Origin of the sequence: Bradyrhizobium genosp. P (assembly GCF_049949265.1) — a bacterium.
Lineage (GTDB): Bacteria > Pseudomonadota > Alphaproteobacteria > Rhizobiales > Xanthobacteraceae > Bradyrhizobium.
Map to the genome: position 1 here is coordinate 2,020,889 of NZ_CP188195.1, position 25,647 is coordinate 2,046,535.

A 25,647-nucleotide genomic window follows, 5' to 3' on the forward strand; every position below is an offset into this window, starting at 1 on the left:
GCGTCCACTTCGCTGGAAAACGCTATGGAAAAGGAGGCGGAGATGGCGACCCAGCAGACCCAACTGCTCGCGCGAACACTGCTCACTCCTGCCGTGGCGCTGTTGTTCATCTGGATGATCGTGCCGCTCGCGCTCACGATCTATTTCTCGACGCTGCATTACAATCTGCTCGATCCTGGCTCCGAAGCGTTCGTTGGCCTGGAGAATTTCCGCTACTTCCTCACCGACCCGGCGTTCTTCGCCTCGCTGCAGAACACGCTGGTGCTGGTCGGCTCGGTGCTCGCGATCACGATTCTGCTCGGCGTGCCGTTGGGCCTGTTGCTGAATCAGCAGGTGGTCGGGCTCGGCATCGTCCGGTTGATGGTGATCGCGCCGTTCTTCGTGATGCCGACCGTCAGCGCGCTGGTGTGGAAGAATCTTCTGATGCATCCGGTGTCGGGGCTGTTCGCCTGGATCGCAAAACTGTTCGGCGCGACCCCGATCGACTGGTTCACCGACGCGCCGCTGCTCGCGGTCATCCTGATCATCTCCTGGCAATGGCTGCCGTTCGCGACCCTGATCCTGCTGACGGCGTTGCAGTCGCTCGACGAGGAGCAAAAGGAGGCCGCCGAGATGGACGGCGCGGGCGCGATGTCGACCTTCATCTACATCACGCTGCCGCATCTGGCGCGCCCGATCACGGTGGTGATCCTGATCGAGACCATCTTCCTTCTGACGGTGTTCGCGGAGATATTCGTCACCACCGGCGGCGGGCCCGGCCTGGAAACCACCAACATCGCCTTCCTGATCTACTCGCAGGCGCTGATCCAGTACGATATCGGCAGCGCGTCGGCGGGCGGCCTTGTCGCCGTGGTGATCGCCAACATTGTCGCCTTCTTCCTCGTTCGCATCGTCGGCCGGAATCTGGAGGCGTAACGTCATGGCACGGATGGTCACGACACAGAACAAGGTGATTTCGACGGTGGCGGCCTGGCTGGTCGGCTTCGTGATCTTCTTCCCGATCCTCTGGATGGTGCTGGCGAGCTTCAAGACCGAGCTGGAAGCCTTCGCGATCCCGCCGTCGTTCCTGTTCTTCCACTGGACGCTTGAGAACTACGTCACGGTGCAGGAACGCAGCGACTACCTCCACCACGCGCTCAACTCGATCATTATCGCCGGCGGATCGACGTTGATCGCGATGGTGATCGCGATCCCGGCAGCGTGGTCAATGGCGTTCTCGCCGACCAAGCGGACCAAGGACATCCTGCTGTGGATGCTGTCGACCAAGATGATGCCGCCGGTCGGCGTGCTGGTGCCGATCTACCTGATCTACCGGAATTTCGGCCTGCTCGACACCCGCACCGGGCTGGTCTTCATCCTGTGCCTCGGCAATCTGCCGATCGTGATCTGGATGCTGTTCACCTATTTCAAGGAAATCCCCAAGGACATCCTCGAGGCCGCGCGGATGGACGGCGCCACGATCGGCCGCGAGCTCGTCTATGTGCTGACGCCGATGGCGATACCGGGGCTCGCCTCGACCATGCTGCTCAATTTGATTCTGGCCTGGAACGAGGCGTTCTGGACGCTCAATCTGTCGACGCTCGAGGCCGCGCCGCTCACCGTGTTCATCGCATCCTATTCCAGCCCGGAAGGATTGTTCTGGGCCAAATTATCCGCGGCGTCGACGCTCGCGATCGCGCCCATCCTCGTGCTCGGCTGGTTCAGTCAGCGGCAACTCGTCCGCGGCCTGACCTTCGGCGCGGTCAAGTAGCAGAAAGGCTTTTGCCATGGGTCAGATTACGCTGCAGGGTGTGCAAAAATCGTTCGGGCCGGTCCACATCATCAAGGGGGCCGACCTCGACATCGCGGACGGCTCCTTCGTCGTCTTCGTCGGTCCGTCCGGCTGCGGCAAGACCACGCTGCTGCGGCTGATCGCAGGGCTTGAGGACGTCACCGGCGGGGCGATCCTGATCGACGGACACAACGTGGTCAACGTGCCGCCGGCCAAGCGCGGGCTGTCGATGGTGTTCCAGTCCTACGCGCTCTATCCGCATATGAGTGTACGCGGCAACATCGCCTTTGGCCTCAAGATGGCCGGGTTGCCGAAGGACGAGATCAACCGCAAGGTCGACGGCGCCGCCTCGACCCTCAACCTGACGCCCTATCTCGATCGCAAGCCGCGCGAATTGTCGGGCGGCCAGCGGCAGCGCGTCGCGATCGGCCGCGCCATCGTGCGCGAGCCGAAGGCGTTCCTGTTCGACGAGCCGCTGTCGAATCTCGACGCCGCGCTGCGCGTGCAGATGCGGCTCGAGGTGACGCGGCTGCAGAAGCAACTCGGCACCACGGCGATCTACGTCACCCACGATCAGGTCGAGGCCATGACCATGGCCGACAAGATCGTGGTGCTGAACGCCGGCAAGATCGAGCAATACGGCTCGCCGCTCGAACTCTATGAGAAGCCGGCTAACCTGTTCGTCGCCGGCTTCATCGGCTCGCCGAAGATGAATTTCGTCACCGGCGAGCCGGCCAAGCAGCAGGGCGCCACCACCATCGGCGTGCGGCCGGAGCATCTGAAGGTCGAGCCGAACGGACCGGGATGGCCGGGTACGGTCGCCGTCGCCGAGCATCTCGGCAGCGATACGTTCCTCTATGTCGACGCCGGGCCGCTCGGGACGCTGACCGCGCGCTATGTCGGTGAGCTGGGCTTGCACCCGGGGGATCGTGTGTCGCTGACCCCGGAGCCATCGCGCGTCTATCGTTTCGACGACAGCGGAAAGTCGATCCACGCGTAAGACGCGGACGATTCTTGAGGGTTGGAGATGCTCAGGCCGGGGCGACACGTCCGCACATCGCGGGCACAGGCAAAGGAAGAAGAAAATGTATCTGGAGAAGTTCAAGCTCGACGGCAAGACCGCCATCATCACCGGCGCCGGCCAGGGCATCGGTCTCGCCTGTGCCGAGGCGCTGGCGGAAGCCGGCGCGAAGGTCATCGTCGGCGATCGCGACCCCAAGGCCGCCAATGACGCAAAGGCTGCGATGAAAGCCAAGGGCTTTGATTCCGATATTGCGCTGATGGATGTGACCGACTCGAAGCGCGTCTCCGAGGTCGCCGACGAACTGGTCGCGAAGTATGGAAAGGTGGACATCCTGGTCAACAATGCCGGGATCGCGCGCAGCGAAACACCGGCCGAGACCGTGACCGATGAACACTGGCTCAACGTCGTCGACGTCAACCTGAACGGTACGTTCTGGTGCTGTCGGGCCTTCGGGAACCACATGCTGAAGGCGAAGTCCGGAACCATCGTCAATGTCGGCTCGATGTCCGGCTTCATCGTCAACAAGCCGCAGGAACAGTGCTTCTACAACGCTTCCAAGGCCGCAGTGCACCATCTGACCAAATCGTTGGCCGCCGAATGGGCGACGCGCGGCGTCCGCGTCAATGCGGTGGCGCCGACCTATATCGAAACGCCGCTGAACGCCTTCGTGAAGAACAGCCCCAGGATGTATGACGCCTGGATCGGCGGAACCCCGATGGCCCGGATGGGCCAGGTCGACGAGATCGCCTCCGTGGTTCTGTTCCTGGCCTCCGAGGCCGCCAGCCTGATGACCGGGAGCATCGTTTTGGTCGATGGCGGCTACACTTGCTGGTAAGCTCGCGTCGGGACGGCAGCATGATCCGGAAGCGATTGTGCCCGAACGAAAAGTAGAGCGCGGCAATGCGGCAAGCCTATATCGGGGTGGACGTCGGGAGCACGAGCGCCCGGGCGGGGGTATTCGACGAGGCGGGAAAGCTGCTGGGCGCGGCCCGGCATCCGATCCGGGTCTGGCATGAGACCGGCGACATCGTCGAGCAATCGTCCGACGACATCTGGGCGGCCTGCGTCGCTTCCGTCCGCCATGCGATGCGCGAGGCCGCGGTCGCCGCCTCGCACGTCAAGGGCATCGGCTTCGACGCGACCTGCTCGCTCGTGGTGCTCGATGCGGCCGGGCGGCCGCTCACCGTCAGCCCGTCGGGCGATCATGCGCGCAATGTCGTGGTCTGGATGGACCATCGCGCGATGGACGAAACGCAGTTCGTCAACGCAACCGGCGATCGCGTGCTGCGCTACGTCGGCGGCAACATCTCGCCGGAGATGGAGATCCCGAAAATCCTCTGGTTGAAGCGGCATCTGCCTGCGACCTTCGACGCCGCGGGGCACTTCTTCGATCTCGCCGACTATCTCTCGTTCCGCGCCACCGGGTCGCTGGCGCGGTCGACCTGCACGGTGACCTGCAAATGGACCTATGTGGCGGGCGAGGGTGGCTGGAGTGAGGCTTTCTTCCGGCGGGTCGGGCTTGAGGATCTCGCCGCCGACCGCTTTGCGCGCATCGGCACCGAGATCGTCCCGCCCGGCTCGCCGCTCGGTCGCGGACTATCGGATGACGCTGCCCGCGATCTCGGCCTGATGCCGGGGACGGCGGTCGGCGCCTCGCTGATCGACGCCCATGCCGGCGGGGTCGGCGCGATCGGCGGCCGCGACGGGTCGGGCGCCGACGTCGATGTCCGCCAGCGGCTCGCCTACATGATGGGGACGTCGGCCTGCATCATGGCGACAACAGTCGATCCATGTTTCGTGCCGGGCGTCTGGGGGCCGTATTTCTCGGGCATGGTGCCGGGCTTCTGGCTCAACGAGGGCGGCCAATCCGCGGCCGGTGCCGCGATCGATCATCTGCTGCGGTCGCATCCGGCGCATGTTGAGGTCCAGGCTGCGGCAAAAAACGACGGCGTCGATATCATTGAACACCTCGAGAAGCGCATTCTGGCGCGCGCGGGCGATGCCGGTGCCGCCGCGCTGCTCGCGCGCAACGTCCACGTCCTGCCGGAATTCCTCGGCAATCGCTCGCCCTTTGCCGATCCGGGATCGCGCGCCGTGATCGCGGGGCTCGACCTCGATGCCGACGTGTCGGCGATGGAACGGCTGTTCATCGCCGGCCTGTGCGGGCTCGCCTATGGGCTTGCCGATGTCATCGACGCCTTGCAGGCCCATGGCATCGACGGCAAGACCATCGTGATCGGCGGCGGCGCGAGCCGCAGCCCGCTGGTTCGCCAGATCATGGCCGACACCATCGGCTACACCGTGGCGCTGCCGCAGACGCAGGAGCCGGTGCTGCTCGGGGCTGCGATGCTAGGTGCCGTCGCAAGCGGCGCGCACAAATCGATCAACGCGGCGATGGCCGGCATGTCGGCGCTCGGCCGCCTCAGCGAGCCGACCAAGCCCGAGATGGCCGATTTCCACCGCCGCAAGCGCAGCGTGCACAGAATGCTCCGCGATCTCGATCATAACACGCGCGAAGCAATGAAGCGGGCGCCCGGCGAAGCACTATCGAGCTAGGATTTTTGCAACATGCTGCTGAGTTGCGGAGATGCGCTGATCGATTTCCTGCCGTCGAAGACGGCTGACGGCCGCGAGGCCTTGACGCCGGCGGTCGGCGGCTCCTGTCTCAACATCGCGATCGGGACGGCGCGGCTCGATGTTCCCACCGGCTTCGTCGGCGGCATCTCGACCGATACGTTCGGCACAATGATCGCCGATCATGCGCTGAACTCGGCCGTGGATCTCAGCTCCGCGACGCGAAGCGATCACCAGGCGACGCTTGCGTTTGCGCGCGTGACCGGGACCGAGACCCAATACGCTTTCTATGACGCCGACACCGCGTCGCGTAACTGGGTCTATCGGCGTGATGCGATCGCGCTGGCGAATGTTGAATGCATTCACGCCGGCTCGACAACGCTGGTCCATGACAAGGGAGCGGCCGAGACGCTGGCCTTCATTGAGGAGGCCAGGTCGAACGTGTCGATTTCGCTCGATCCGAACTGCCGGCCGAATCTGGTCAAGGACAAGGATGCCTATCGCGCACGGATGAGGGCGTTCTGCGGCACGGCCGACATCGTGAAGATGTCCGACGTCGACTTCGCCTATCTCTTCGGCGACGAGGCTTACGCTGACAGGGCGGGGACGTTGCTGGCCGACGGCTGTTCTCTCGTCGTGGTGACCCGCGGCAATCATGGCGCCTGTGCCTGGCATCATCGGACGGGCCTGATCGAGGTCGACGCGCCGGTGGTGAAGGTGGTCGATACGATCGGTGCCGGAGACAGCTTCCAAGCCGCCCTGCTCGCCGCGCTGCACCGGCTCGGCCGGATCGACCGGCAACGGTTACGGGACATCACCGCGACCGAGCTCAAGCGCGCGCTGTCGTTCGCCTGCAAATGTGCCGCCTTCACCTGTACACGCGCCGGCGCCGATCCGCCGCGCAGCCGCGATCTGCCCGCCGATTATTGGTAGGCTTTATGCAGGATCGGCCGCGTGACATGCCGCCATGCGTCGGAGGTGATGGACACGCCTCGTGCGGCGCGGCACGATGCCGACCGTCGACCACGTCTGATGCGAGTGCTTTCCCGAATGAGCGACGACCTTTGTCTTCTGTCCGCCGTCGAGCTTCGCGCGCGCATTGCCCGCAAGGAGCTTTCTCCCGTCGAGATCACCCGTGCCGTGCTTTCTCGCGCCGAGCGGTTGCAGCCGGAGTTGAACTGCTTCATCACGCTGTGTGGTGACGCGGCGACGGCGCAGGCCAGGGACGCTGAGCGCCAGGTCATGGCCGGCGAACCGCTCGGCCTGCTTCATGGCATTCCCTTCACGGTGAAGGATCTCGTCAACACCAGGGGCGTGAGGACGACATTCGGCGCGGTGCCGTTTCAGGACAATGTGCCCGGCCACGATGCGGTGGCGGTGGCCCGGCTTCGTGCGGCGGGTGGAATCCTGATCGGCAAGACGACGACGCCGGAGTTCGGCAGCAAATGCCTGACCGATTCGCCGCTGTTCGGCCGGACGCGCAATGCATGGGATGCGCGCCGCTCCAGCGGCGGTTCGAGCGGCGGCGCGGCGGTGGCGGTCGCAAGCGGCATTGCGCCGCTGGCGGTGGCCACCGATGGCGGCGGCTCGACGCGGATCCCCGCGGCGTGCAACGGCGTCGTGGGGTTGAAGCAGAGCAATGGCGTGATTCCGCACAGCCAGGTGCAGGATGCCTTCGGCAACCAAACCTATGTCACACCGACCACGCGCACCGTCGCCGATACCGCATTGATGATGCAGGCGATGGCGGGCGAAGATGCTTCCGATCCATGGTCGATCGGCGTGCCGGTCCCCGATTATCCCGGCATCGCGGCGCCGCGCGGCGATCTGCGTGGCAAGAAAATCCTGTTCTGCCTCTCGCCGCCGGGTCGTCCGGTGACCGCGGATGTGGCCGCGGCCTTCAAGACGAGCCTCGATCGATTGGCCGGCCTCGGCGCGGAGCTGGAAGAATTTTCCGGCGAGGGCTTTGACATCGAGCCAATCTGGCGCGCCATCAATCATACGGCCTGGCGCACCCGCTTCGAGAAGCTCGCCGCCGACCATCCTGATGACCTCAGCGCGACCTTCCTCAAGCAGCTCGCGCTGGCCGAGAAAGTGAGCGGCGTCGATTTCCAGCAGGCGATGTTCGATCGTACCGCATTGTTCCGCCGTGTGCAGTCGATGCTGGCAGGCGCGGACTGGCTCGCGATGCCGACCCTCACGCGTACCGCGCTGCCGATCGACCAGGATCTGTTCGGCACCATCGATATCGACGGGCAGAGCTTTGACAGCGTGCGGCCGCACTGGTTTCCCTGGACCATGCCCTTCAACATGACCGGGCACCCCGCCATCAGCATCCCTGCCGGCTTCGGCCGCGACGGCCTGCCGATCGGCCTGCATTTGGTCGGCCGCTTCCGTGCGGATGCGGAGCTGCTGCGTGTCTCGTCGCTGTTCGAGCAGGCGAGCGATCTGCTCGGCCGCTGGCCGTCCTGACCTCATGAACGAGGCGTTGCGAGGGGCTTGCATTCGCCGAAGAACATGTTGAAACGTGACGCTGCGGCATACAGTGGGTAACGAATTTTGATTGAATCGGTTGGGCCACGAACTCGGTTCACCTCTCTCCGACGGGGAGAGGTCGATTTGCGCAGCAAATCGGGTGAGGGGGCGCTGCTCCACCGAGAGACCGCAACCCCTCACCCGACGCTGCGCGCCGACCTCTCCCAAAGGAAAGGTGGACCTCCGATGACGTTGGCGTTCGATCTCATCTCATCCATGCATCGATCCGGGAGCGCATGAGCGTCTTCGTCCTGCGGCGAATCCTGACCCTGGTGGCGACGTTGTTCGCCGCCTCGCTGATCATTTTCCTGGTGCTCGACGCGCTGCCCGGCAATGCCGCCCAGATGCTGATGGGCGCAGACGCGTCCCCCGATGCGGTTCGCGCGCTGACCGTCAAGCTCGGGCTCGACCAGCCGCTGGTTTATCGCTATCTGCTCTGGATCAAGGGCATGGCGGTCGGCGATCTCGGCAACAGCTATGTCTATGGAACGCCGGTCGCCGGATTGATCGCGGAGCGGCTGGTGCTGACCATTCCGCTTGCGATCATGTCGATGCTGCTATCAGTCGTGCTGGCGCTGACCGCCGGCATCTACACCGCCGCCAACCACAACAAGCTCGGCGACGTCGGCGTGATGTCGCTGACCCAGATCGGCATCGCGCTGCCGAATTTCTGGTTCGCGATCCTCCTGATCCTGCTGTTCGCGGTGAAGCTGCAATGGCTGTCCGCCGGCGGATTTGCCGGCTGGGACGACGGCATCTGGGCAGGCGTGCGATCGCTGCTGCTGCCCGCGATCTCGCTCGCCGTGGTGCAGGCCGCGATCCTCGCCCGGGTCACGCGCTCGGCCGTGCTCGAGGTGCTGCGCGAGGATTTCGTGCGCACGGCGCGCGCCAAGGGGCTCGGCAAGCGTGAGGTGTTGTGGCGCCACGTGCTGCGCAACGCCATGATACCGGTCATGACGGTGATGGGCCTGCAATTCGCCAATCTGCTGGCGGGCACCATCGTGATCGAGAACGTGTTCTATCTGCCGGGGCTCGGCCGGCTGATCTTCCAGTCGATCGCCAACCGCGACCTGATCGTGGTGCGCAACTGCGTCATGCTGCTGGCGGCGATGGTCGTCATCGTCAACTTCGTGGTCGATGTGCTCTATGCTTTCATCGATCCGCGCATCAAGGTGGCGAACCTGTGAGCGCGCCGGTGACCGCTGCGGCCAGCGCGCCGGCGATTATGCCCGGCGCAGAACCAGTGACCGGGTTCTGGCGGCGCGCGCTACGCCATCGCAGCTTCGTGCTGGGCGCCGTGCTGAGCCTGCTGGTGCTGGGCGCAGCCCTGCTGTCGCTGGTCTGGACGCCGTGGTCGGCCTACGACATCGATATCGCCTCAAAGCTGCAGCCACCATCGGCCGCGCACTGGCTCGGCACCGATGTGCTCGGCCGCGATATCGTGTCGCTGCTCTTGGTCGGGGCGCGCGCTACCATCATGGTCGGTGTCATCGCTGTCAGCATCGGCCTGTCGTTCGGCGTCTGTCTCGGCCTGATCGCGTCCGCCCGCAAGGGCTGGACCGAAGAGCTCATCATGCGGTTCAGCGACTTCACCTTTGCGTTTCCCGCCGTGCTCTCGGCGATCATGCTCGCGGCCGTTGTCGGCCCGGGGATGGTGACGTCGATCATCGCCATCGGCATCTTCCAGATCCCGACTTTCATCCGCGTCACGCGCGGATCGGCCAATGCGATCTGGGCACGTGAATTCATTCTTGCGGCTCGCGCCGCGGGCAAGGGCGGCTTCCGCATCACCATCGAGCACGTGCTGCCGAACATCCTGTCGGTCCTGATCGTGCAGGCGACGATCCAGTTCGCGCTCGCGATCCTTGCTGAGGCGGCGCTGTCCTATCTCGGCCTCGGTACACAGCCGCCACAGCCGTCCTGGGGACGCATGCTCAACGACGCGCAGACGCTGCTGTTCCAGTCGCCGATGCTCGCGGTCTATCCAGGGGCAGCGATCGCGATTGCGGTGCTCGGCCTCAATCTCCTCGGCGACGGGCTGCGCGACCTGCTCGATCCGCGGCTGGCACGGGAGCGATGAGTGTGAACGGCTCCGCCAACGCCCCCCTGATCGAGGTCAAGGATCTCGGCATCCGACTCAACACCAGCCGCGGCCCGGCACAGGCCGTTCGTGGCGTCAGCTTTGCGCTCCGGCGTGGCGAGACGCTGGGGCTGGTCGGTGAATCCGGTTGCGGCAAATCCATCACCGCGCTCGCCTTGATGGGCCTGTTGCCGGACAGCGCCGTCGTCAGCGGCAGCATCCGGCTCGAGGGCAGCGAGTTGGTGGGATTGTCGGATGCAAGCTACTGCAAGCTGCGCGGCAATCGCATCAGCATGATCTTCCAGGAGCCGATGACCGCGCTGAATCCGATGCACACCATCGGACACCAGGTCGCCGAGCCGCTGCGGCGCCATACCGGCTGCTCTGCTGCGGCGGCGCGCAAGGAGACCATTGTCTTGCTCGATCGCGTCGGCCTTCCCGACGCCGCAAAGCGCGTCGACGCCTATCCGCACCAGTTTTCCGGCGGCCAGCGCCAGCGCGTCACCATCGCGATGGCGCTTGCTTGCGAGCCCGACGTGCTGATCGCGGACGAGCCCACCACTGCGCTCGACGTTACGATCCAGGGACAGATCCTCGATTTGATCGCCGATCTCGTTGAGGAGCGCGGCATGTCGATGATCCTGATCTCGCACGATCTCGGCGTGATCGCGGAGAACGTCCAACGCATGATGGTGATGTATGGGGGCACCGTCGTCGAAAGCGGCGAAACGAACGCCATATTCACCCGGATGGGCCATCCCTATACGCAAGGCCTGTTCCGCGCGCGTCCGCGGCTCGGCGCGAAGAAGGGGACGCGTCTGACGACCATTGCCGGCACGGTGCCCGAGCTTGCCGATCTGCCCGCGGGCTGCACCTTCGCCGACCGCTGCGCGATCGTCGAAGATCGCTGTCGCGCCGCGCTGCCTTCCGTGGTGGATGTCAGCGCCGGCCATGGCGTGCGCTGCCTCAGGACAGACGTCTCGATGGACGCTGCCGGAGGCGCCGGCGCATGACCGTGCTCGACCAGTCATCGTCCGCGCGCGAGACACCGCTGCTCGAGGTGAAGGATCTGGTGCAACGCTACACGCTGCCGCGTGAAAACCTGTTCAGGCCGGCCGCGCAGGTGAACGCGCTCAACGGCGTCACGGCGCGGGTCACCGCGGGCAAGAGCCTCGGCGTCGTCGGCGAATCCGGCTCGGGTAAATCGACGTTGGCGCGGCTGGTGATGGCGCTGGAGCGGCCGTCGTCGGGCTCGGTATCGCTGCTGGGTCGCGACCTCAGCCAGATGCCGGCCGATGAGTTGCGCCACGCCCGGCGCGATTTCCAGATGGTGTTCCAGGACCCCTATGGATCGCTCGATCCACGGCAGACCATCGCACGCATCGTCGCCGAGCCGCTCACGGCACTGGGACGAATGGACCGCGGTAGTTTGCGCGAGCGCGTTGCCACGGTGCTGCGGCAAGTCGGGCTGCGCGATACCGACATGGACAAGTTTCCGCATGAATTCTCCGGCGGCCAGCGCCAGCGGATCGCGATCGCGCGGGCGCTGATTACCCAGCCGAAGCTGATCGTCGCCGACGAGCCGGTCTCCGCGCTCGACGTTTCTGTGCAGGCGCAGGTGCTTAATCTGATGCAGGACCTGCGGGACGAGTTCGCCCTGAGCTACGTCCTGATCAGCCACGATCTTGCAGTCGTCGACCTGCTCTGCGACGAGATCGCGGTGATGTATCTCGGCCGCATCGTCGAGCAGGGTCGATCAGAGGATCTGTTCGCGCACTCCGCCCATCCCTATACCCGCGCATTGCTCGAGGCGGTGCCGCGCGCCCGGGCCGGCGGTGGCCGCCGGCGTCGCGGCGCGCAGGCGATTGCTTCGCAGTCATCTGGCGCGGCGGGGTGCCCCTATGCGTCGCGCTGTATCCTGGCTGACCAGCATTGTCGCGAGACCGCGCCTGCGCTACGGACGGTGGGACAAGCGCATCTGGCCGCATGCCACTACGCCGAGTCCGTGATGGCGCTGCCGCCGGCGGTGGCGGAGGCGGGTTAGTCAGTTGTGTGGGACCGGCCCAGGCTTGTCTAAGACGTCCAGGGAGCAACGTATGTTGAAGAAACTGACTATTTTCGCTGTGGCCGCCGCGTTCGCCGCGGCGCCACTGCCGAGCCTGGCGCAGGGCAAGAAAGACAGCGTCGTGATCGGCATGACGCTCGAGCCGCCGGGGCTCGATCCCACCAACGCAGCCGCCGCGGCGATCGCCGAAGTCACGCTCTATAACGTGTATGAGACGCTGACCAAGATCAATGAAGACGGCTCGGTGTCGCCCTTGCTGGCGGAGAGCTGGCAGGCCGCCCCGGACCTGAAGACTTACACGTTCAAGCTCCACAAGGGCGTCAAGTTCCAGAATGGCGAGCCGTTCGATTCCGCCGCCGTGAAATTTTCCTACGACCGCGCCGCGGCGCCGAATTCGACCAACAAGGACAAGAGCCTGTTCCAGGCCTTCGAAACGGTGACTGCGCCGGATCCGGACACGATCGTGATCGCGTTGAAATATTCCGAGCCGAATTTGCCGTTCCTGCTGGCGCAGGCGTCGGCCTCGATCGTCGAGCCGAAGAGCGCGCCGACCGATGTCACGCAGCCGGTCGGCACCGGGCCCTACACACTCGGCGCCTGGGCCAAGGGATCGTCGATCACGTTGACCAAGTGGCCGGACTATCGCAACGCGGCTGCGATCAAGCTGTCCAAGGTGACCATCCGCTTCATCGGCGATCCCGCTGCGCAGGTCGCGGCGCTGCTGTCGGGCGACGTCGACGCGTTTCCGCGGGTCGCGGCGGCGCGCAGCCTCGCGCAGTTCAAGGCCGATCCGCGCTTCAATGTGCTGATCGGCGGCTCCAGGACCAAGACCATCGTCGGCATCAACGAGCGCAAGAAGCCGCTCGACGATGTGCGCGTTCGCCGCGCCATTCTCGCCGCGATCGACCGCAAGGCGATGATCGACGGCGCCGTCGACGGTTTCGGCACGCCGATCGGCAGCTTCTACACGCCGGCATCGCCCGGCTATGTCGACACCACGGATATCAATCCCTTTGACCCCGAAAAGGCCAAGAAGCTGCTTGCCGAGGCCGGCGTCACCACGCCGCTCGAGCTCAGCCTGAAGCTGCCGCCACCGTCTTACGCGCGGCAGGGCGGCGAAATCCTCGCGGCCCAGCTCGCCAAGGTCGGCATAACAGCCAAGATCGAGAACGTCGAATGGGCGCAATGGCTGTCGCAGGTCTTTGCCGGCAATGGCCCGCACAATTTCGACCTGACCATCGTCGCCCATGTCGAGCCGTTCGACCTCGTGAAGCTGACCGAGCCCGACTATTATCTCGGCTACAACAACCAGGCGTTCAACGCGCTCTACAAGCAGATCATGACGACGCCGACCGAAGCCGATCGCCTAAAACTGCTCGGCGACGCGCAGCGTATGCTGGCAACCGACGCGGTCGCGGGCTTCCTGTTCCAGCCGCAATTGATCACCATTGCCAGTAAGAAGCTGAAGGGCGTGTGGAAGGAAGTCCCGCAATTCGAGAACGATTTCTCGACCTGGTCGTGGCAGTAGAAGTGCACCGGGCGGAAGGCCGACACCTGTCCGCCCGGTTGGTTGTTTTTCCTCACGTCAGGTCCGGCATCTGACGCACAGTCTCATTTTATATGCTGCGCCGCGACAGAGATTCCCGGTTCGCGGCGCCACAGCGGCGCTGATGACGCGCGAGCGCGCGGATCACGGTTCGTATCATGCGCATCAGTTGTGTTTTTTAAGGACGGCAGTAACATGGAACCCGTCCATATTGCTTGCCGTCATTTTGATTTCCTATTGCAGTGCAAACAACCCAACGGTTGTCGCCCACGTAGGCAGCTCACCTCGGTCAGCTCTGGGACAGGGTAGAAACAGAAACCATCCATAACGCTGCAACCAACAACCGCGGTGGGAAACATGAAGAATGTGAAAGGGCTTGCGGCATTCGCCGCAGCGGTCGGCGTTGGCCTGTTGTCGGGCGCCGCCATTGGACAGGAAGTCAAGCAAGACCAGAAATCCATGCTGGGCAATGCCAACGTCGCTCCGGTGACGCAGGACCAGCTCAACGCGGCTGACAAGAGCACGCGTGATTTTCTGCTGACCAACGGCAATTATGCCCAGACGCGTTTCTATCCGGGCAAGCAGATCAGCCGCGACAATGTGAAGAACCTGCACGTCGCCTGGATTTTCCAGACCGACGTCAAGGAATCGCTGGAGACATCGCCGATCGTCGTCGACGGCGTGATGTATGTCACGACGTCGTTCAGCCACGTCTATGCGCTCGACGCCAAGACGGGCCAACAGCTCTGGCACTACGCCCACAAGATGGGGCCGATCACCACCTATTGCTGCGGTCCCAACAATCGTGGCGTCCAGGTGCTCGGCGACCGGGTCTATCTGGCGACGCTCGACTCCAAGCTGCTGGCGCTGAACGCCAAGACCGGCGAAGTGGTGTGGACCACCAACATCGCCGATCCTGAGCTCGGCTACAGCGAAACGATGGCGCCGACGGTCGTCAAGGACAAGGTGCTGATCGGCACCAATGGCGGCGAATATGGTATCCGCGGCTTTATGCGTGCGTATGATGCCAAGACCGGCAAGCAGCTCTGGAATTTCAGTACCATTCCAGAGAACTCCGTCGGCGTCTGGGCGACCAAGGACGCTACCGGCCGCGACATGCATCGCAATATCCAGGCCGAGAAGGACACGCTCGCCAAGATCGGCGATCCCTATGCCAAGCTCGGCGGTGGCGTGTGGCAGAACCCCGCGGTCGATCTTGCGACCAACCGGATCTATTTCGTGGTCGGCAACCCGTCACCCGATCTCGACGGATCGAACCGTCCCGGCGATAACCTCTATACCGACTCGCTGGTCGCGCTCGATCTCGACACCGGCAAGTATGTCTGCCACTTCCAGTACATCTCGCATGACGTGTGGGATCTCGACGCGGTCAGTCCGCCGGTACTCGTCAACGTCAAGGACAAGGACGGCAAGACCATCCCCGGAGTGATCCATGCCGGCAAGACCGGGCACATCTATGTGCACGACCGCAAGGACTGCAGCCTGATCCGCTTCTCGGACGCGATGGTGCCGCAGGAGAACATGTGGGTGCTGCCGACCAAGGAAGGTGCGCGGATGCTGCCAGGCGCCAATGGCGGCGTCGAATGGTCGCCGATCGCGACCGATCCGGGGCAGGAATTGGCCTACGCCATCAACCTGCACCAGCCGATGACCTATCACGTCGAGAACTCGGCCTACCCGAACGGCAAACTGTGGCTGGGCGGCGCCTTCAAGGTGATCCCGAGCGAGAAGCAGGCGGGCAACATCACGGCGGTGAACTACAACACCGGCAAGATCAAATGGCAGGTCAAGACGCCCGAGCCGATGATCGGCGGCATCCTCGCCACCGCCGGCGGCCTGGTGTTCACTGGTGAAGGCAACGGCAAGTTCGCGGCCTATAATTCCTCCAACGGCAAGGAATTGTGGAACTTCCACGCCGGCGCCGGCGTCAATGCGCCGCCGTCGAGCTACATGATCGGCGGCAAGCAGTATGTCGTGGTCGGCGCGGGCGGCAACACCCAGGTTGACTTCAAGCGCGGCAACAACATCATCGCCTTCACGCTCGATTGAGCTGGAGCTTGACGCAAAATCACGCTTGTATTGATTGACGGCGAAGCGGGACCAGGTCGGTCCCGCTTCTGTTTGCTTCGGATGGACAGATGCTCGCTAAACTGGTGATTTGCGGTGCCGTGGCTTTGCTAACTGCGAACGCGGCCCGTGCGGAGACGATCGAGGACAAGGTCCAGATCTGCGCCGGGTGCCACGGCGCGGACGGGAAGCCGATCGACAAGACCATTCCGACCATCTGGGGCCAGCAAGCTGGTTACATCTACATCCAGCTCCGCGATTTCAAGCGCGGCGATCGCAAGAGCGACATCATGCAGCCGATCGCGTCGCAATTCGAGCGCGACGACATGCTGGCGATCGGCGAGTATTTCTCGCAGAAGGCATGGCCCGATCTTGGCCAGCCCCGTGCGCCCAAGGACGTCGCCGAGAAGGCGGTGAGTGCCAGCGCCTCGGTCGGCTGCCCCGCCTGCCATCTCGACCATTTCCAGGGCGACGGCACGGTGCCGCGGCTGGCCGGCATGGGGCGCGACTATCTCGCCAAGACCATCGCCGATTTCCGTACGCGCGCGCGCGGCAACAATCCCGGCATGTCGGACCTGATGCTGGCGACCTCGCCCGACGATCTTGCCGCGCTGGTGGACTATCTGGCGGGACTTTGAGCGCGCCCGATCAGTTCCTCGCGCAGTGCCGACAAGACGGTGAGATCGGCGGCGTGTTTGCCGGCCTTGTCGGTCAGCGCCGGATCTGCGCCATGCGACAGCAATGCCTTGACGATTGCGGGATGATTGCCTTCGGCTGCGATCATCAGCGCGGTGCGTCCGCGCGCATCGCGATCATCGATTTTCGCGCCGGCGTCGAGAAGATATGAAACCACCTCGATCGCCTGCGCCTCCGGCACGGCTTCGTCGGGCCCCGATGCCCACATCAAGAGTGTGAGGTCGTTGGCGTATCGGGCGTTGACGTCGATGTCGAGCGCCAGCAATTGCTTGACGATGCCAAGCTGGCCGCCGGCCGCCGCATAGATTACCGGCGGCTTGCCGGTATCATCCGCCTTGCGGCCGTCGGCGCCGTGCGCCAGCAGCATTCGCATGACCATGTCCCGGCCGCCATAGGCTGCCGCCGCGACCGGGGAGGCGCCGCTCTGTCCCGTGAGGTTGACGTCGGCGCCGCGATCGATCAGCCGCTGCACGATCGCGGCCTGACCGCGCTCCGCGGCGAAATACAGTGCTGTCGATCCGGCGAGATTGCGTGCGTCGATCGGTGCGCCGCGCGCCAGCAGCAGGTCGACCATGTCGAGATGGCCGGAGCGGGCGGCATGGCTCAGCGGCCGCGCGCCGAGCCGGTCCCGCGCATCGACGGAGGCGCCCTGATCGAGCAGCTCTGTGGCAAGGTTGGTGCAATCGGCATCGGCGGCGGCAAACAATGTCAGCGACACCTCGATCGCGGTGAACTGTGCCTTGCCAGTCTCGTATTTGCGGATCAGCTCGCGGCACCGCGCAGGATCCTGCGCGGCGAGGCTGCTGTGGATGCTGCCGACCACAAGCAGCGCGACGAGGCCGATGCGGCGATACAAGACGTCTTCCTCCGGCATGGCGCTGCTGAGCGCATCGTCATGTCGGTTCAAGGTCGCATGATCCTCCGCTGCTGCCAAGCCGCGCAGCGCAACTAAGCAGCGCAGCGCAACTAAGCCGCGCAGCGATGTTGTGCCGCGCTAGCCGCCGCCCTGAGCGGCGTTCGCATTCGCAACCGCGCGTGCGACATTAGCGATCACCTCGTCGCACTTTGCCGCGGGCGCGCTTGCGCCGGTCAGGTAGGCCGTCACCACGATCGGCTTGCGGCCGGGCGGCCAGAACACGCCGATATCGTTATAGGTGCCGCGATCGCCGGTGCCGGTCTTGTCGCCGACCCGCCAGTTGCGGGGAACGCCGGCGCGCAGCCGCGCGTCGCCGGTCTTGTTGGCGACCATCCAGTCCGCCAGCTTCTGCCGCGAGGTGGCCTGCAGGACATCGCCGAGCACGACGCGCTGCAAATTCTTCAGCATTGCCGCCGGACTCGTGGTGTCGCGCGGATCGCCTGATACCCCCTCGTTCAGCGCCACCTCCCAGCGGTCGAGCCGGCTGACATTGTCGCCGATGGTCCGGAAGAAGCTGGTGAGGCCGGCGGGTCCGCCGAGTTCGCGCAGCAGCAGATTGGCGGCCGTATTGTCGCTTTGCGTGATGGCGGCCTCGCAGAGTTCGGACAGCGTCATGTCCGATCCGACATGTTCCTTGGTGATGGGCGCGTAGGCCAAGATATCCTTGGCCTGAATTTGCACGCGTTGGTCGAGGCTGGATTCGCCGCGATCGACCCGGTGCAGCACCGCGGCGGTGGCCAGCGCCTTGAAGGTGCTGCACATCGGGAAGCGCTCGTCGCCGCGCAGGCTGGCGCGCAATCCGGTCTCGGTATCGAGCGCGGCGACGCCGAGCCGGCCGCTGGTCGCCAGCTCGATGCGTGCAAATTCCTGCTGCAGCCGTTGTGCGGCCTCATCAGTTCCCTTCGCCACGCCTTGCCGCGGCAGAGTGAAAGACACCGCAAGGCCCAGCGTCCGCAATCCAAAAGTCCGTCTCGTCAGCATATTGATTCTCCGTTGGCGGCGCGAACCTGCCGAACGGCGTGACGATGGACAAACAATCATTTATACAGCGAGGCATGAGAAAAACTTGGCCATGATATCGTGCGCCGGCATCTCCCGCTGAACGCATTGCGCGCCTTCGAAGCGTCGGCGCGGCTGCTGAGCTTCACCCGCGCAGGGCTCGAGCTGCGCGTGACGCAGACCGCGATCAGCCATCAGGTCAAGCAGCTCGAGGATACGCTGGGCGCGAGCCTGTTCCGCCGCCTGCCGCGCGGCCTGGTGCTCACCGACGAGGGATTGGCGCTGTTGCCGGTGCTATCAGACGCGCTCGATCGCATCGGGGTTGCGATCGACCGGATCGAGGCCAAGGAAACCCGCGAGGTCGTCACCGTCGGCTGCGTCGCGACGTTTGCGACCGGATGGCTGTTGCAGCGGATCGATCGCTTCAAGCGCGCGCACCCCTATATCGACCTGCGCCTCATGACCAACAACAACCGCGTCGACATCGCAGGCGACGGGCTCGATCTCGCGCTGCGCTTCGGCGACGGCTCATGGCATGGCACCGAGGCGATCCATTTGCTGTCCGCGCCGCTGTCGCCGGTGTGCCGCCCCGATGTCGCGGAGCGCCTGCGCAAGCCCGCCGATCTCGCGCAGGAATTCCTGCTGCGCTCCTACCGCGCCGAGGAATGGCCGCTGTGGTTTGCGGTCGCCGGCGCGCAATGTCCGAAAATCCAGGGGCCGATCTTCGACAGTTCGGTGGCGATGGCCGAAGCGGCGGCGCGCGGTGTCGGCGTCGGGCTGGTGCCGGTCGCGATGTTCCAGAACGAGCTTGCCTCGGGCCGGCTGGCCCGGCCGTTCGCGGCCGAGGTCCCGGCGGGGTCGTATTGGTTGACCTGGCTCAAGTCAAAGGACCTGACGCCGGGCATGCGCGCGTTCCGCGACTGGATGCTCGAGGCGCTGCGGGCGGATGCGCGTGAGGTGGAGGAGGTGACGCCGGCACCGCGGCGGAAGATGAATGCAAAGGCCAGACCGAAGCCACGGACCAGGACCAAAGCCAAGACGAAGCGGCGTTAACCCCTGGTGACGGGATTGCAGCTATCGTGACCATGATTTCGGAATAATGGAAGAATACCCCTGAGTTGCCCGACGTGTCAAGTAGCCGTGTCGGCCGCCGGCTACTTTGCATGGGGTTGTTTTCGATATTTTGGCAGTGCGCCCTGCGACGGCAGGCTATCGCATCTGGCGCTGCAGTTACGCCAGATGGCACGCCACAAAGTGCCCGTCGCTGCCCTGGCGCAGCTCGGGTGCGATCTGCTTGCAGCGCTCTTCGGCGATCGGGCAGCGGGTGTGGAAGTGGCAGCCCTTTGGCGGATTCATCGGGCTCGGCACGTCGCCCTTGAGGCGGATGCGGTCGCGCTTCGCCCTGGGATCCGGCACCGGAACGGCCGAGAGCAGCGCCCTGGTGTAGGGATGCTGCGGGTTGCGGTAGAGATCATTGGCCTTGGCGAGCTCGACGATCCGGCCGAGATACATCACCGCGACGCGGTCCGAGATGTGCTCGACCACGGACAGATCGTGGGCGACGAACAGATAGGTGAGGTTGAGCTCGGCCTGCAGATCCTCCAGCAGGTTGATCACCTGTGCCTGGATCGAGACGTCGAGGGCGGACACCGGCTCATCGCAGACGATCAGCTTAGGCGACAGCGTGAGCGCACGCGCGATGGCGATGCGCTGGCGCTGGCCGCCGGAGAATTCGTGCGGGTAGCGGCGCATATGCTCGGCCTTCAGCCCGACCTTCACCAGCAGGCTTGCGACGCGTTCGTCGCGTTCGCTGGCCGAACTCACGAGGTCATGAATGATGAAGGGTTCGCCGAGGATCGCGCCAACCGTCATGCGCGGATTGAGCGAGGCGAACGGATCCTGGAACACCAACTGCATGTTGCGTCGCATGGCGCGCAAATCGCCGCCACCGAGACCCATCACGCTCTGCCCGTCGAACACCACCTCGCCGGAGGTCGGCTCGATCAGGCGCAGCACGCAGCGGCCGGTGGTGGACTTGCCGCAGCCGGATTCTCCGACCAGCCCGAGCGTCTCGCCGCGGTTGACCGAGAACGACACGCCGTCCACCGCATAGACCTGCCCGACCTCGCGCGACAACAGGCCGCCGAGCACCGGAAAGTGCTTCTTCAGATCGGTGACGCGCAGCAGCGGCTCGCTCATGGCGCATCTCCGAGATGGCAAGCGATGCGATGGCCGGTCGCGATGTTGCGTAACAGCGGCTCCTGTTCGGTGCAGATGCTCATGACATGGCGGCAGCGCGGCGCGAAGCGGCAGCCGGGCGCCGGGTTGATCAGGATCGGCACCGAGCCGCCGATCGCCTCCAGCCGTGTCTTGTGCTCGGCGTCGAGATCGATGCGCGGAATCGATCGGATCAGGCCCTGGGTGTAGGGATGGCGCGGATCGGCGAACAGCTCGTCGACATTGGCCTCTTCCACCACCTTGCCGGCATACATCACGACGACGCGCTGCGCGGTCTCGGCGACCACGCCCATGGCATGGGTGATCAGCATCACCGCCATGCCGAGGCGCTCCTTCATATCCTGCAGCAAATCGAGGATCTGCGCCTGGATGGTGACGTCGAGCGCGGTGGTCGGCTCGTCGGCGATCACCAGCTTGGGCCGGCAGGCCAGCGCCATCGCGATCATGACGCGCTGGCGCATGCCGCCCGAGAACTGGTGCGGATAATGATGCACGCGTCCCTCGGCGTTGGGGATCTGCACCAGCTTGAGCATCTCGATGGTGCGCTCGAGCGCCTGCTTCCTGGTGACGGCTTCATGGCGGCGCAGGCTCTCGGCGATCTGCTCGCCGATGGTCAGCACCGGGTTGAGCGACGTCATCGGCTCCTGGAAGATGAAGCCGATCTCCTTGGCCCTGATCTCGTCGAGCTGATGACTGGTGAGAGGGACGAGATCGCGGCCCTCGAAGATGATCTCGCCGGCGACGATGCGGCCCGGTGGCATCGCGATCAACTTCAGGATCGACATCGCGGTCACGGTCTTGCCGCAACCGGATTCGCCGACCACGCAGAGCGTCTCGCCCTTGTTGATGCTGAGGTCGACGCCGTCGACCGCCTGCAGGATGCCGTCGTCGGTGGCGAAATGGGTTTTCAGGCCCTTGATCTCGAGCAGGGGCACCATCAGATCACCTTCCGCGCATCGAGCGCGTCGCGCAGCCCGTCGCCGATGAAGTTGATGGCGACGACCGCGATGAAGATCGCGGCACCGGGAAACAGCGCCCAATGCGGGCCGATGTCGAGAAAGTCCTTGGCGTCATAGAGGATGCGGCCCCAGGTGGGAGTATCAGGCGGAAAGCCGAGACCGAGGAACGACAGTGTCGATTCCGCGATGATGGCGGCGGCGACGTCGATTGTGCCGGCGATGATCACGGGCCCGAGCGCGTTGGGCAGGATGTGGCGTATGATCTGCCGGGTCTGGCTGGCGCCGAGCGCACGCGCCGCCTCGACGAACTCCTTTTCGCGCAGCGAGAGGAACTGGGCGCGCACCAGGCGCGCGACCGGCATCCAGCGCAAGCCTCCGATCACGAGCACGATCAGGATGAAGATGCCGCCCTCCGGGCCGAACGCGGCCTTCAACCCGTCGCGGAACAGATAGATCAGCATCAGCAGCAGCGGCAGTTGCGGCAGCGACAGGAACAGGTCGGTGAGCCACATCAGCGCGTAGCCGAGTGGGCCGCGCGACATGCCGGCCAGCGCGCCGATCAAGGTGCCGATGAACACCGAGACCAGCATCGCGGCCAGTCCCACCGCGAGCGAGATGCGGCCGCCATAGATCATGCGGGCAAGGATGTCCTGGCCGAGATCGTCGGTGCCGAAGGGGTGCGCCAGCGACGGTCCCTGCAGTCCCGCCACGATATCGATGTCGCTGATCGAGACGCGCCACATGAACGGCCCGAGCACGACGGCTGCGATCAGCAACAGCAACAGGAATGCGCTGACCACGGCAGGCCGGTGCCGGCGGTAGCGACGCCAGGTCTCCCGCCAGGGCGAGTAGCCGCGCCGCTCAGCGGAAGGAGATGCGAGGATCAAGCCAGCCATAGAGCACATCTGCGATGAGGTTGAAGAGCACGACGAGACACGCGAACACGAAGGTCACGGCCATCACGACCGGCGTGTCATTGGAAAGAATGGAAGAAATCAGCAGCGAGCCGATGCCGGGAATCCGGAAGATCTGCTCGGTGACGATGGCGCCGCCGAACACCGCAGGCATCTGCAACGCGATCAGGGTGACGACCGGGATCATCGCATTGCGCATCACATGCTTGACGATCACCTTGGCCTGCCCGAGGCCCTTGGCGCGTGCGGTCGTGACGTAGTCGAGACGGATCACGTCCAGCATGGCCGAGCGCACGAAGCGGGTCATCGACGCCGCCTGAAACAGGCCGAGCACCATGACCGGCATGATCGCCTGCCGGATCATCTCGAGCACCCAGGGGATGCCGGTTGCCTTGATGTCGGTGGTGTAGACGAACGGCAGCCAGTCCAGCTTCACCGAGAAGATCAGGATGAACAGGATGCCGGTGAAAAACGTCGGCAGCGAGAAGCCGATGAAGGCAAGCGTATTGGCGACCTGGTCGAACAGCGAATAGGGGCGGGTGGCGGCATAGACGCCGACCGGAATCGCGATTGCGAGCGCCAGAACCTGTGCCGAGCCGATCACCCAGAGTGTGGTGGGCAGGCGCTGCAGGATCAGCGTATCGACATCGATCCGGCTGACGAAGGAAAAGCCCCAGTCGCCATGCGCCATCGCGGCGAGCCAGTGCAGGTAGCGAAGATAGATCGGATCGTCGAGGCCGAACTTGGCCCGGAGCGCGGCCTGCACTTCGGGCGGCACGTTCGGGTTGGTCGCAAGCTCCGAGAACGGGTCGCCCGGTGCGAGCGCCAGCACGACGAACAGCACGAGCGAAATCCCGAGCAGGCTCGGGATCGCGATCATCAGGCGACGCAGGATGTACTGACTCATAGAGAGATCATCCGACTACAGTCGCACACAGAGCATGACGATTTTCTTCCAATCGAAAGGCAGGCTCGCAATCACCTCGCCCCGCTTGCGGGGAGAGGTCGGAATTCAGGCGCAGCTTGAATTCCGGGTGAGGGGGACCTTCCACGAACTCACCTTCCGCCGCATTTGCGGAGAGAGCCCCTCACCCCAACCCTTTCCCGTAAGAACGGGGCGAGGGAGAAGATGCACTCATCCAATTCTGAGCCCGCCACGCCTCATGCCTCCCGGTACCAGTCCTGCAGGTTGTCGGTTTGGTTGGCCCAGCCGGAGAGGGCCGGCCGCAGCGTGTTGGAGCTCGCTTCCACAGCGAGGCGATGCATCACGGGGATCATCACATTGTCCTGCCACATCAGATCGTTGCATTTGATGTAGAGGTCGGCACGCTTGAGCGGATCGACTTCGGTGTCGGCCGCGTCGACCGCGGCGTCATAGTCCTTGTTGACCCAGCGTGGGAAGTTCGATCCTTGCCACTTGTTCTCCTTGGTGGCGACGTAGCGCGAGTGATAGCGGCGCATGGCCAGGGCCGGATCGGGCTGCGTCATCGGGATCTGGAACATCTCGATGTCGGCATAGAAGTGGGCATAGGTATCGGGGTTGGCGACATCGGAGGAGAAGAACACCGAGGCGACCACTGATTTCAGCTCCATGTCGATGCCGGCCTTCTGGCAGGCCTGTTTGACGATCGCCTGGGTCTTCTGGCGCGGCCCGTTGATAGATGTCTGGTAGAGCAGTTTCATCTTCTTGCCGTCCTTCTCGCGGATGCCGTCGGCGCCTGCCTTCCAGCCGGCCTCTTCGAGCAGAGCACTCGCCTTCTCGATGCTGTACTCCCATTTGGTGTTCTTCGACACGAACTCCTCGGGGCCGTTGAGGTAGTTCGCAGTGGTGCGGCCGGCGCGGCCGTAGATCGCCTTCTTGACGGAGTCGCGGTCGACCAGCATCGCCAGCGCCTGGCGCACCTTCGGGTCGGACAGGATCGGATGCTTGGTCTTCATCGAGGACCGCTCGCCGTCGACCTCGGTGTTGGGATCGGTGAAGTTGATCGCGATGAACTCGATGTCGCCGCCGACGGCATAGAGGGTCTTGCCCTTGCCACCCTTCTCCAGGCGCAGCAGCACCTCGTCTTCCACCTGGATGTTCCAGGCGAAATCATATTCGCCGGTCTGGATCACGGCGCGCGCCGCCGAGACGGCATCGCCGCCGCCCTTCATCTCAATGGTGTCGAAGGAGGGACGGTTGGCCATGTGGTAGTCTTGATTGATCTCGCCGCGGATCAGGTCGCCCGGTCTGAACTCGACGAATTTGTAGGGGCCGGTGCCGACCGGCTTCAGATTGTTCGGCGCCTCGCGCGATTTGCCGCCCTTGTACTCCGCGAACAGATGCTTTGGGAGGATGCAGCCATAGGAGCCGACAAAGGCGTTGGCCCAGAACGGGGTCGGTTTCTGGAAGGTGATCCGGACGGTGAGATCGTCGACTTTCGTGACCGTCATGTCGGCGTAGGTGCCGATGGAGACCGCCGCGGTCGCCGGATCGGTAGCGTATTCCCAGTTGAACACAACGTCGTCGGCTGTGAACGGCTGGCCGTCGTGCCATTTGACGCCGGGCTTGAGCTTCCATGTGACCGACTTGGCGTCGGCGGCGAGGCCACCATTCTGGATCGAGGGGATCTCGGCGGCGAGGATCGGATTGAGATGGCCGTCGACGTCCCAGCTCGCGAGCGGCTCGTAGAAGATGCGGGACCCGTCCTGATCCTTGGTGCCGGTGGCGAAATGCGGATTGAGCAGGGTCGGGCCCTGCCACCACAGCAGTTTCAGGGGACCGCCGCCGCCGCGTTTGGTCGGCTTGTAAGGGTTGGGACTTTGCGCCATCGCGACGCCACCAATGGCGAGGATCTGGTTGGCCATCGGCGCCGTGAGGCCGACCGCGATCATTCGCTTGACGAAGGCGCGGCGATCCATGCGGCCGTCCTTCACGTCATCGACCATGGTTCGCAGGTTTTTGTCGAACATCATCCCCTCGTCTGGTTCCGGAAATTCGGCTGGCCGCAGAAACGGGCCGCCGTTTGCTTGGCGGTTTGCTTGGCGGGAGATGGCACACCGAAATGCCCCCGCAGGTCAACGTCCCGCGGGCCCCCACCCATAGGTCTTTTGGCTAGGACTTGGGCAGAGCGGCTCGCCATCGCACACGGTGACGGCAATCCGGTGCGGAAAGCGCGCTTCCGCGTGCCCGAAATTTGTTCGTTATCCTTTGTTCCGATGCGCCCATTCGACGCGAGCAAACCTTCGCCCCGGAGCCAGTC

At 64.5% G+C, this 25,647-nt stretch carries 22 protein-coding genes; 15 read left to right on the forward strand and 7 right to left on the reverse strand.

Features of this window, described 5'->3' with window-relative positions; genetic code table 11:
- Positions 1-42 precede the first annotated feature (42 nt).
- From ACP2YO_RS09950 to ACP2YO_RS10015, 14 genes are all read left to right on the forward strand, one after another.
- Positions 43-915 (forward strand): carbohydrate ABC transporter permease, encoded by an 873-nt coding sequence (locus ACP2YO_RS09950; protein ID WP_426443119.1) that lies wholly within the window; start codon positions 43-45, stop codon positions 913-915.
- 4 nt (positions 916-919) lie between these two features.
- Positions 920-1,750, forward strand: coding sequence for a carbohydrate ABC transporter permease (locus ACP2YO_RS09955; protein WP_426440705.1), 831 nt, complete (start codon positions 920-922; stop codon positions 1,748-1,750).
- Between the two features lie 16 nt (positions 1,751-1,766).
- Complete coding sequence (locus ACP2YO_RS09960) at positions 1,767-2,771, forward strand: ABC transporter ATP-binding protein (protein WP_426440706.1); 1,005 nt, start codon at positions 1,767-1,769, stop codon at positions 2,769-2,771.
- A gap of 85 nt (positions 2,772-2,856) precedes the next feature.
- Positions 2,857-3,630 (forward strand): SDR family NAD(P)-dependent oxidoreductase, encoded by a 774-nt coding sequence (locus ACP2YO_RS09965; RefSeq protein ID WP_426440707.1) that lies wholly within the window; start codon positions 2,857-2,859, stop codon positions 3,628-3,630.
- A gap of 65 nt (positions 3,631-3,695) precedes the next feature.
- Positions 3,696-5,351, forward strand: a complete 1,656-nt coding sequence (locus ACP2YO_RS09970) for an FGGY-family carbohydrate kinase (RefSeq protein ID WP_426440708.1) — start codon at positions 3,696-3,698, stop codon at positions 5,349-5,351.
- A gap of 12 nt (positions 5,352-5,363) precedes the next feature.
- Positions 5,364-6,302: a carbohydrate kinase family protein gene (locus tag ACP2YO_RS09975; protein ID WP_426440709.1), complete on the forward strand. Its 939-nt coding sequence runs from the start codon at positions 5,364-5,366 to the stop codon at positions 6,300-6,302.
- Positions 6,303-6,419: 117 nt separating this feature from the next.
- Positions 6,420-7,841: an amidase gene (locus tag ACP2YO_RS09980; protein WP_426440710.1), complete on the forward strand. Its 1,422-nt coding sequence runs from the start codon at positions 6,420-6,422 to the stop codon at positions 7,839-7,841.
- Positions 7,842-8,140: 299 nt separating this feature from the next.
- Entirely contained in the window at positions 8,141-9,091 is a 951-nt protein-coding gene (locus ACP2YO_RS09985) for an ABC transporter permease (RefSeq protein ID WP_426440711.1), read from the forward strand.
- Between the two features lie 38 nt (positions 9,092-9,129).
- Positions 9,130-9,984: an ABC transporter permease gene (locus ACP2YO_RS09990; RefSeq protein ID WP_426443120.1), complete on the forward strand. Its 855-nt coding sequence runs from the start codon at positions 9,130-9,132 to the stop codon at positions 9,982-9,984.
- Positions 9,985-9,986: 2 nt separating this feature from the next.
- Positions 9,987-10,997: an ABC transporter ATP-binding protein gene (locus ACP2YO_RS09995; protein ID WP_426440712.1), complete on the forward strand. Its 1,011-nt coding sequence runs from the start codon at positions 9,987-9,989 to the stop codon at positions 10,995-10,997.
- Positions 10,994-12,028: an ABC transporter ATP-binding protein gene (locus tag ACP2YO_RS10000; RefSeq protein ID WP_426440713.1), complete on the forward strand. Its 1,035-nt coding sequence runs from the start codon at positions 10,994-10,996 to the stop codon at positions 12,026-12,028. The genes ACP2YO_RS09995 and ACP2YO_RS10000 overlap by 4 nt, the downstream gene beginning before the upstream one ends.
- 52 nt (positions 12,029-12,080) lie before the next feature.
- The gene (locus ACP2YO_RS10005) at positions 12,081-13,577 is read left to right on the forward strand and encodes an ABC transporter substrate-binding protein (RefSeq protein ID WP_426440714.1); all 1,497 of its coding nucleotides are present in this window, start codon (positions 12,081-12,083) and stop codon (positions 13,575-13,577) included.
- Between the two features lie 375 nt (positions 13,578-13,952).
- Entirely contained in the window at positions 13,953-15,665 is a 1,713-nt protein-coding gene (locus tag ACP2YO_RS10010) for a pyrroloquinoline quinone-dependent dehydrogenase (RefSeq protein ID WP_426440715.1), read from the forward strand.
- Between the two features lie 89 nt (positions 15,666-15,754).
- A complete protein-coding gene (locus ACP2YO_RS10015) occupies positions 15,755-16,321 on the forward strand; it encodes a c-type cytochrome (RefSeq protein WP_426440716.1) in 567 nt (188 codons plus the stop codon).
- Here ACP2YO_RS10015 and ACP2YO_RS10020 read toward each other — a convergent pair.
- A complete protein-coding gene (locus ACP2YO_RS10020) occupies positions 16,303-17,286 on the reverse strand; it encodes an ankyrin repeat domain-containing protein (RefSeq protein ID WP_426440717.1) in 984 nt (327 codons plus the stop codon). The genes ACP2YO_RS10015 and ACP2YO_RS10020 overlap by 19 nt on opposite strands.
- Positions 17,287-17,373: 87 nt before the next feature.
- The gene (gene bla, locus ACP2YO_RS10025; RefSeq protein WP_426440718.1) at positions 17,374-18,276 is read right to left on the reverse strand and encodes a class A beta-lactamase; all 903 of its coding nucleotides are present in this window, start codon (positions 18,274-18,276) and stop codon (positions 17,374-17,376) included.
- 99 nt (positions 18,277-18,375) lie between these two features.
- On the opposite strand from bla, the gene ACP2YO_RS10030 reads away from it, so the two are divergent.
- Complete coding sequence (locus ACP2YO_RS10030) at positions 18,376-19,347, forward strand: LysR substrate-binding domain-containing protein (RefSeq protein WP_426440719.1); 972 nt, start codon at positions 18,376-18,378, stop codon at positions 19,345-19,347.
- 177 nt (positions 19,348-19,524) lie between these two features.
- Here ACP2YO_RS10030 and ACP2YO_RS10035 read toward each other — a convergent pair whose 3' ends face one another.
- The 5 genes from ACP2YO_RS10035 to ACP2YO_RS10055 all read right to left on the reverse strand — a co-directional run bounded on the left by ACP2YO_RS10035 (position 19,525) and on the right by ACP2YO_RS10055 (position 25,357).
- Positions 19,525-20,493 (reverse strand): ABC transporter ATP-binding protein, encoded by a 969-nt coding sequence (locus tag ACP2YO_RS10035; RefSeq protein WP_426440720.1) that lies wholly within the window; start codon positions 20,491-20,493, stop codon positions 19,525-19,527.
- Positions 20,490-21,470: an ABC transporter ATP-binding protein gene (locus ACP2YO_RS10040; RefSeq protein WP_426440721.1), complete on the reverse strand. Its 981-nt coding sequence runs from the start codon at positions 21,468-21,470 to the stop codon at positions 20,490-20,492. The genes ACP2YO_RS10035 and ACP2YO_RS10040 overlap by 4 nt, the downstream gene beginning before the upstream one ends.
- Entirely contained in the window at positions 21,470-22,387 is a 918-nt protein-coding gene (locus ACP2YO_RS10045; RefSeq protein WP_426440722.1) for an ABC transporter permease, read from the reverse strand. The genes ACP2YO_RS10040 and ACP2YO_RS10045 overlap by 1 nt, the downstream gene beginning before the upstream one ends.
- Positions 22,353-23,312, reverse strand: a complete 960-nt coding sequence (locus ACP2YO_RS10050; RefSeq protein ID WP_426440723.1) for an ABC transporter permease — start codon at positions 23,310-23,312, stop codon at positions 22,353-22,355. The genes ACP2YO_RS10045 and ACP2YO_RS10050 overlap by 35 nt, the downstream gene beginning before the upstream one ends.
- A 254-nt stretch (positions 23,313-23,566) precedes the next feature.
- Positions 23,567-25,357 carry a peptide ABC transporter substrate-binding protein gene (locus ACP2YO_RS10055; RefSeq protein ID WP_426440724.1) on the reverse strand — a complete coding sequence of 597 codons (1,791 nt, stop codon included), beginning with the start codon at positions 25,355-25,357 and terminating at the stop codon, positions 23,567-23,569.
- Positions 25,358-25,647: the final 290 nt, after the last annotated feature.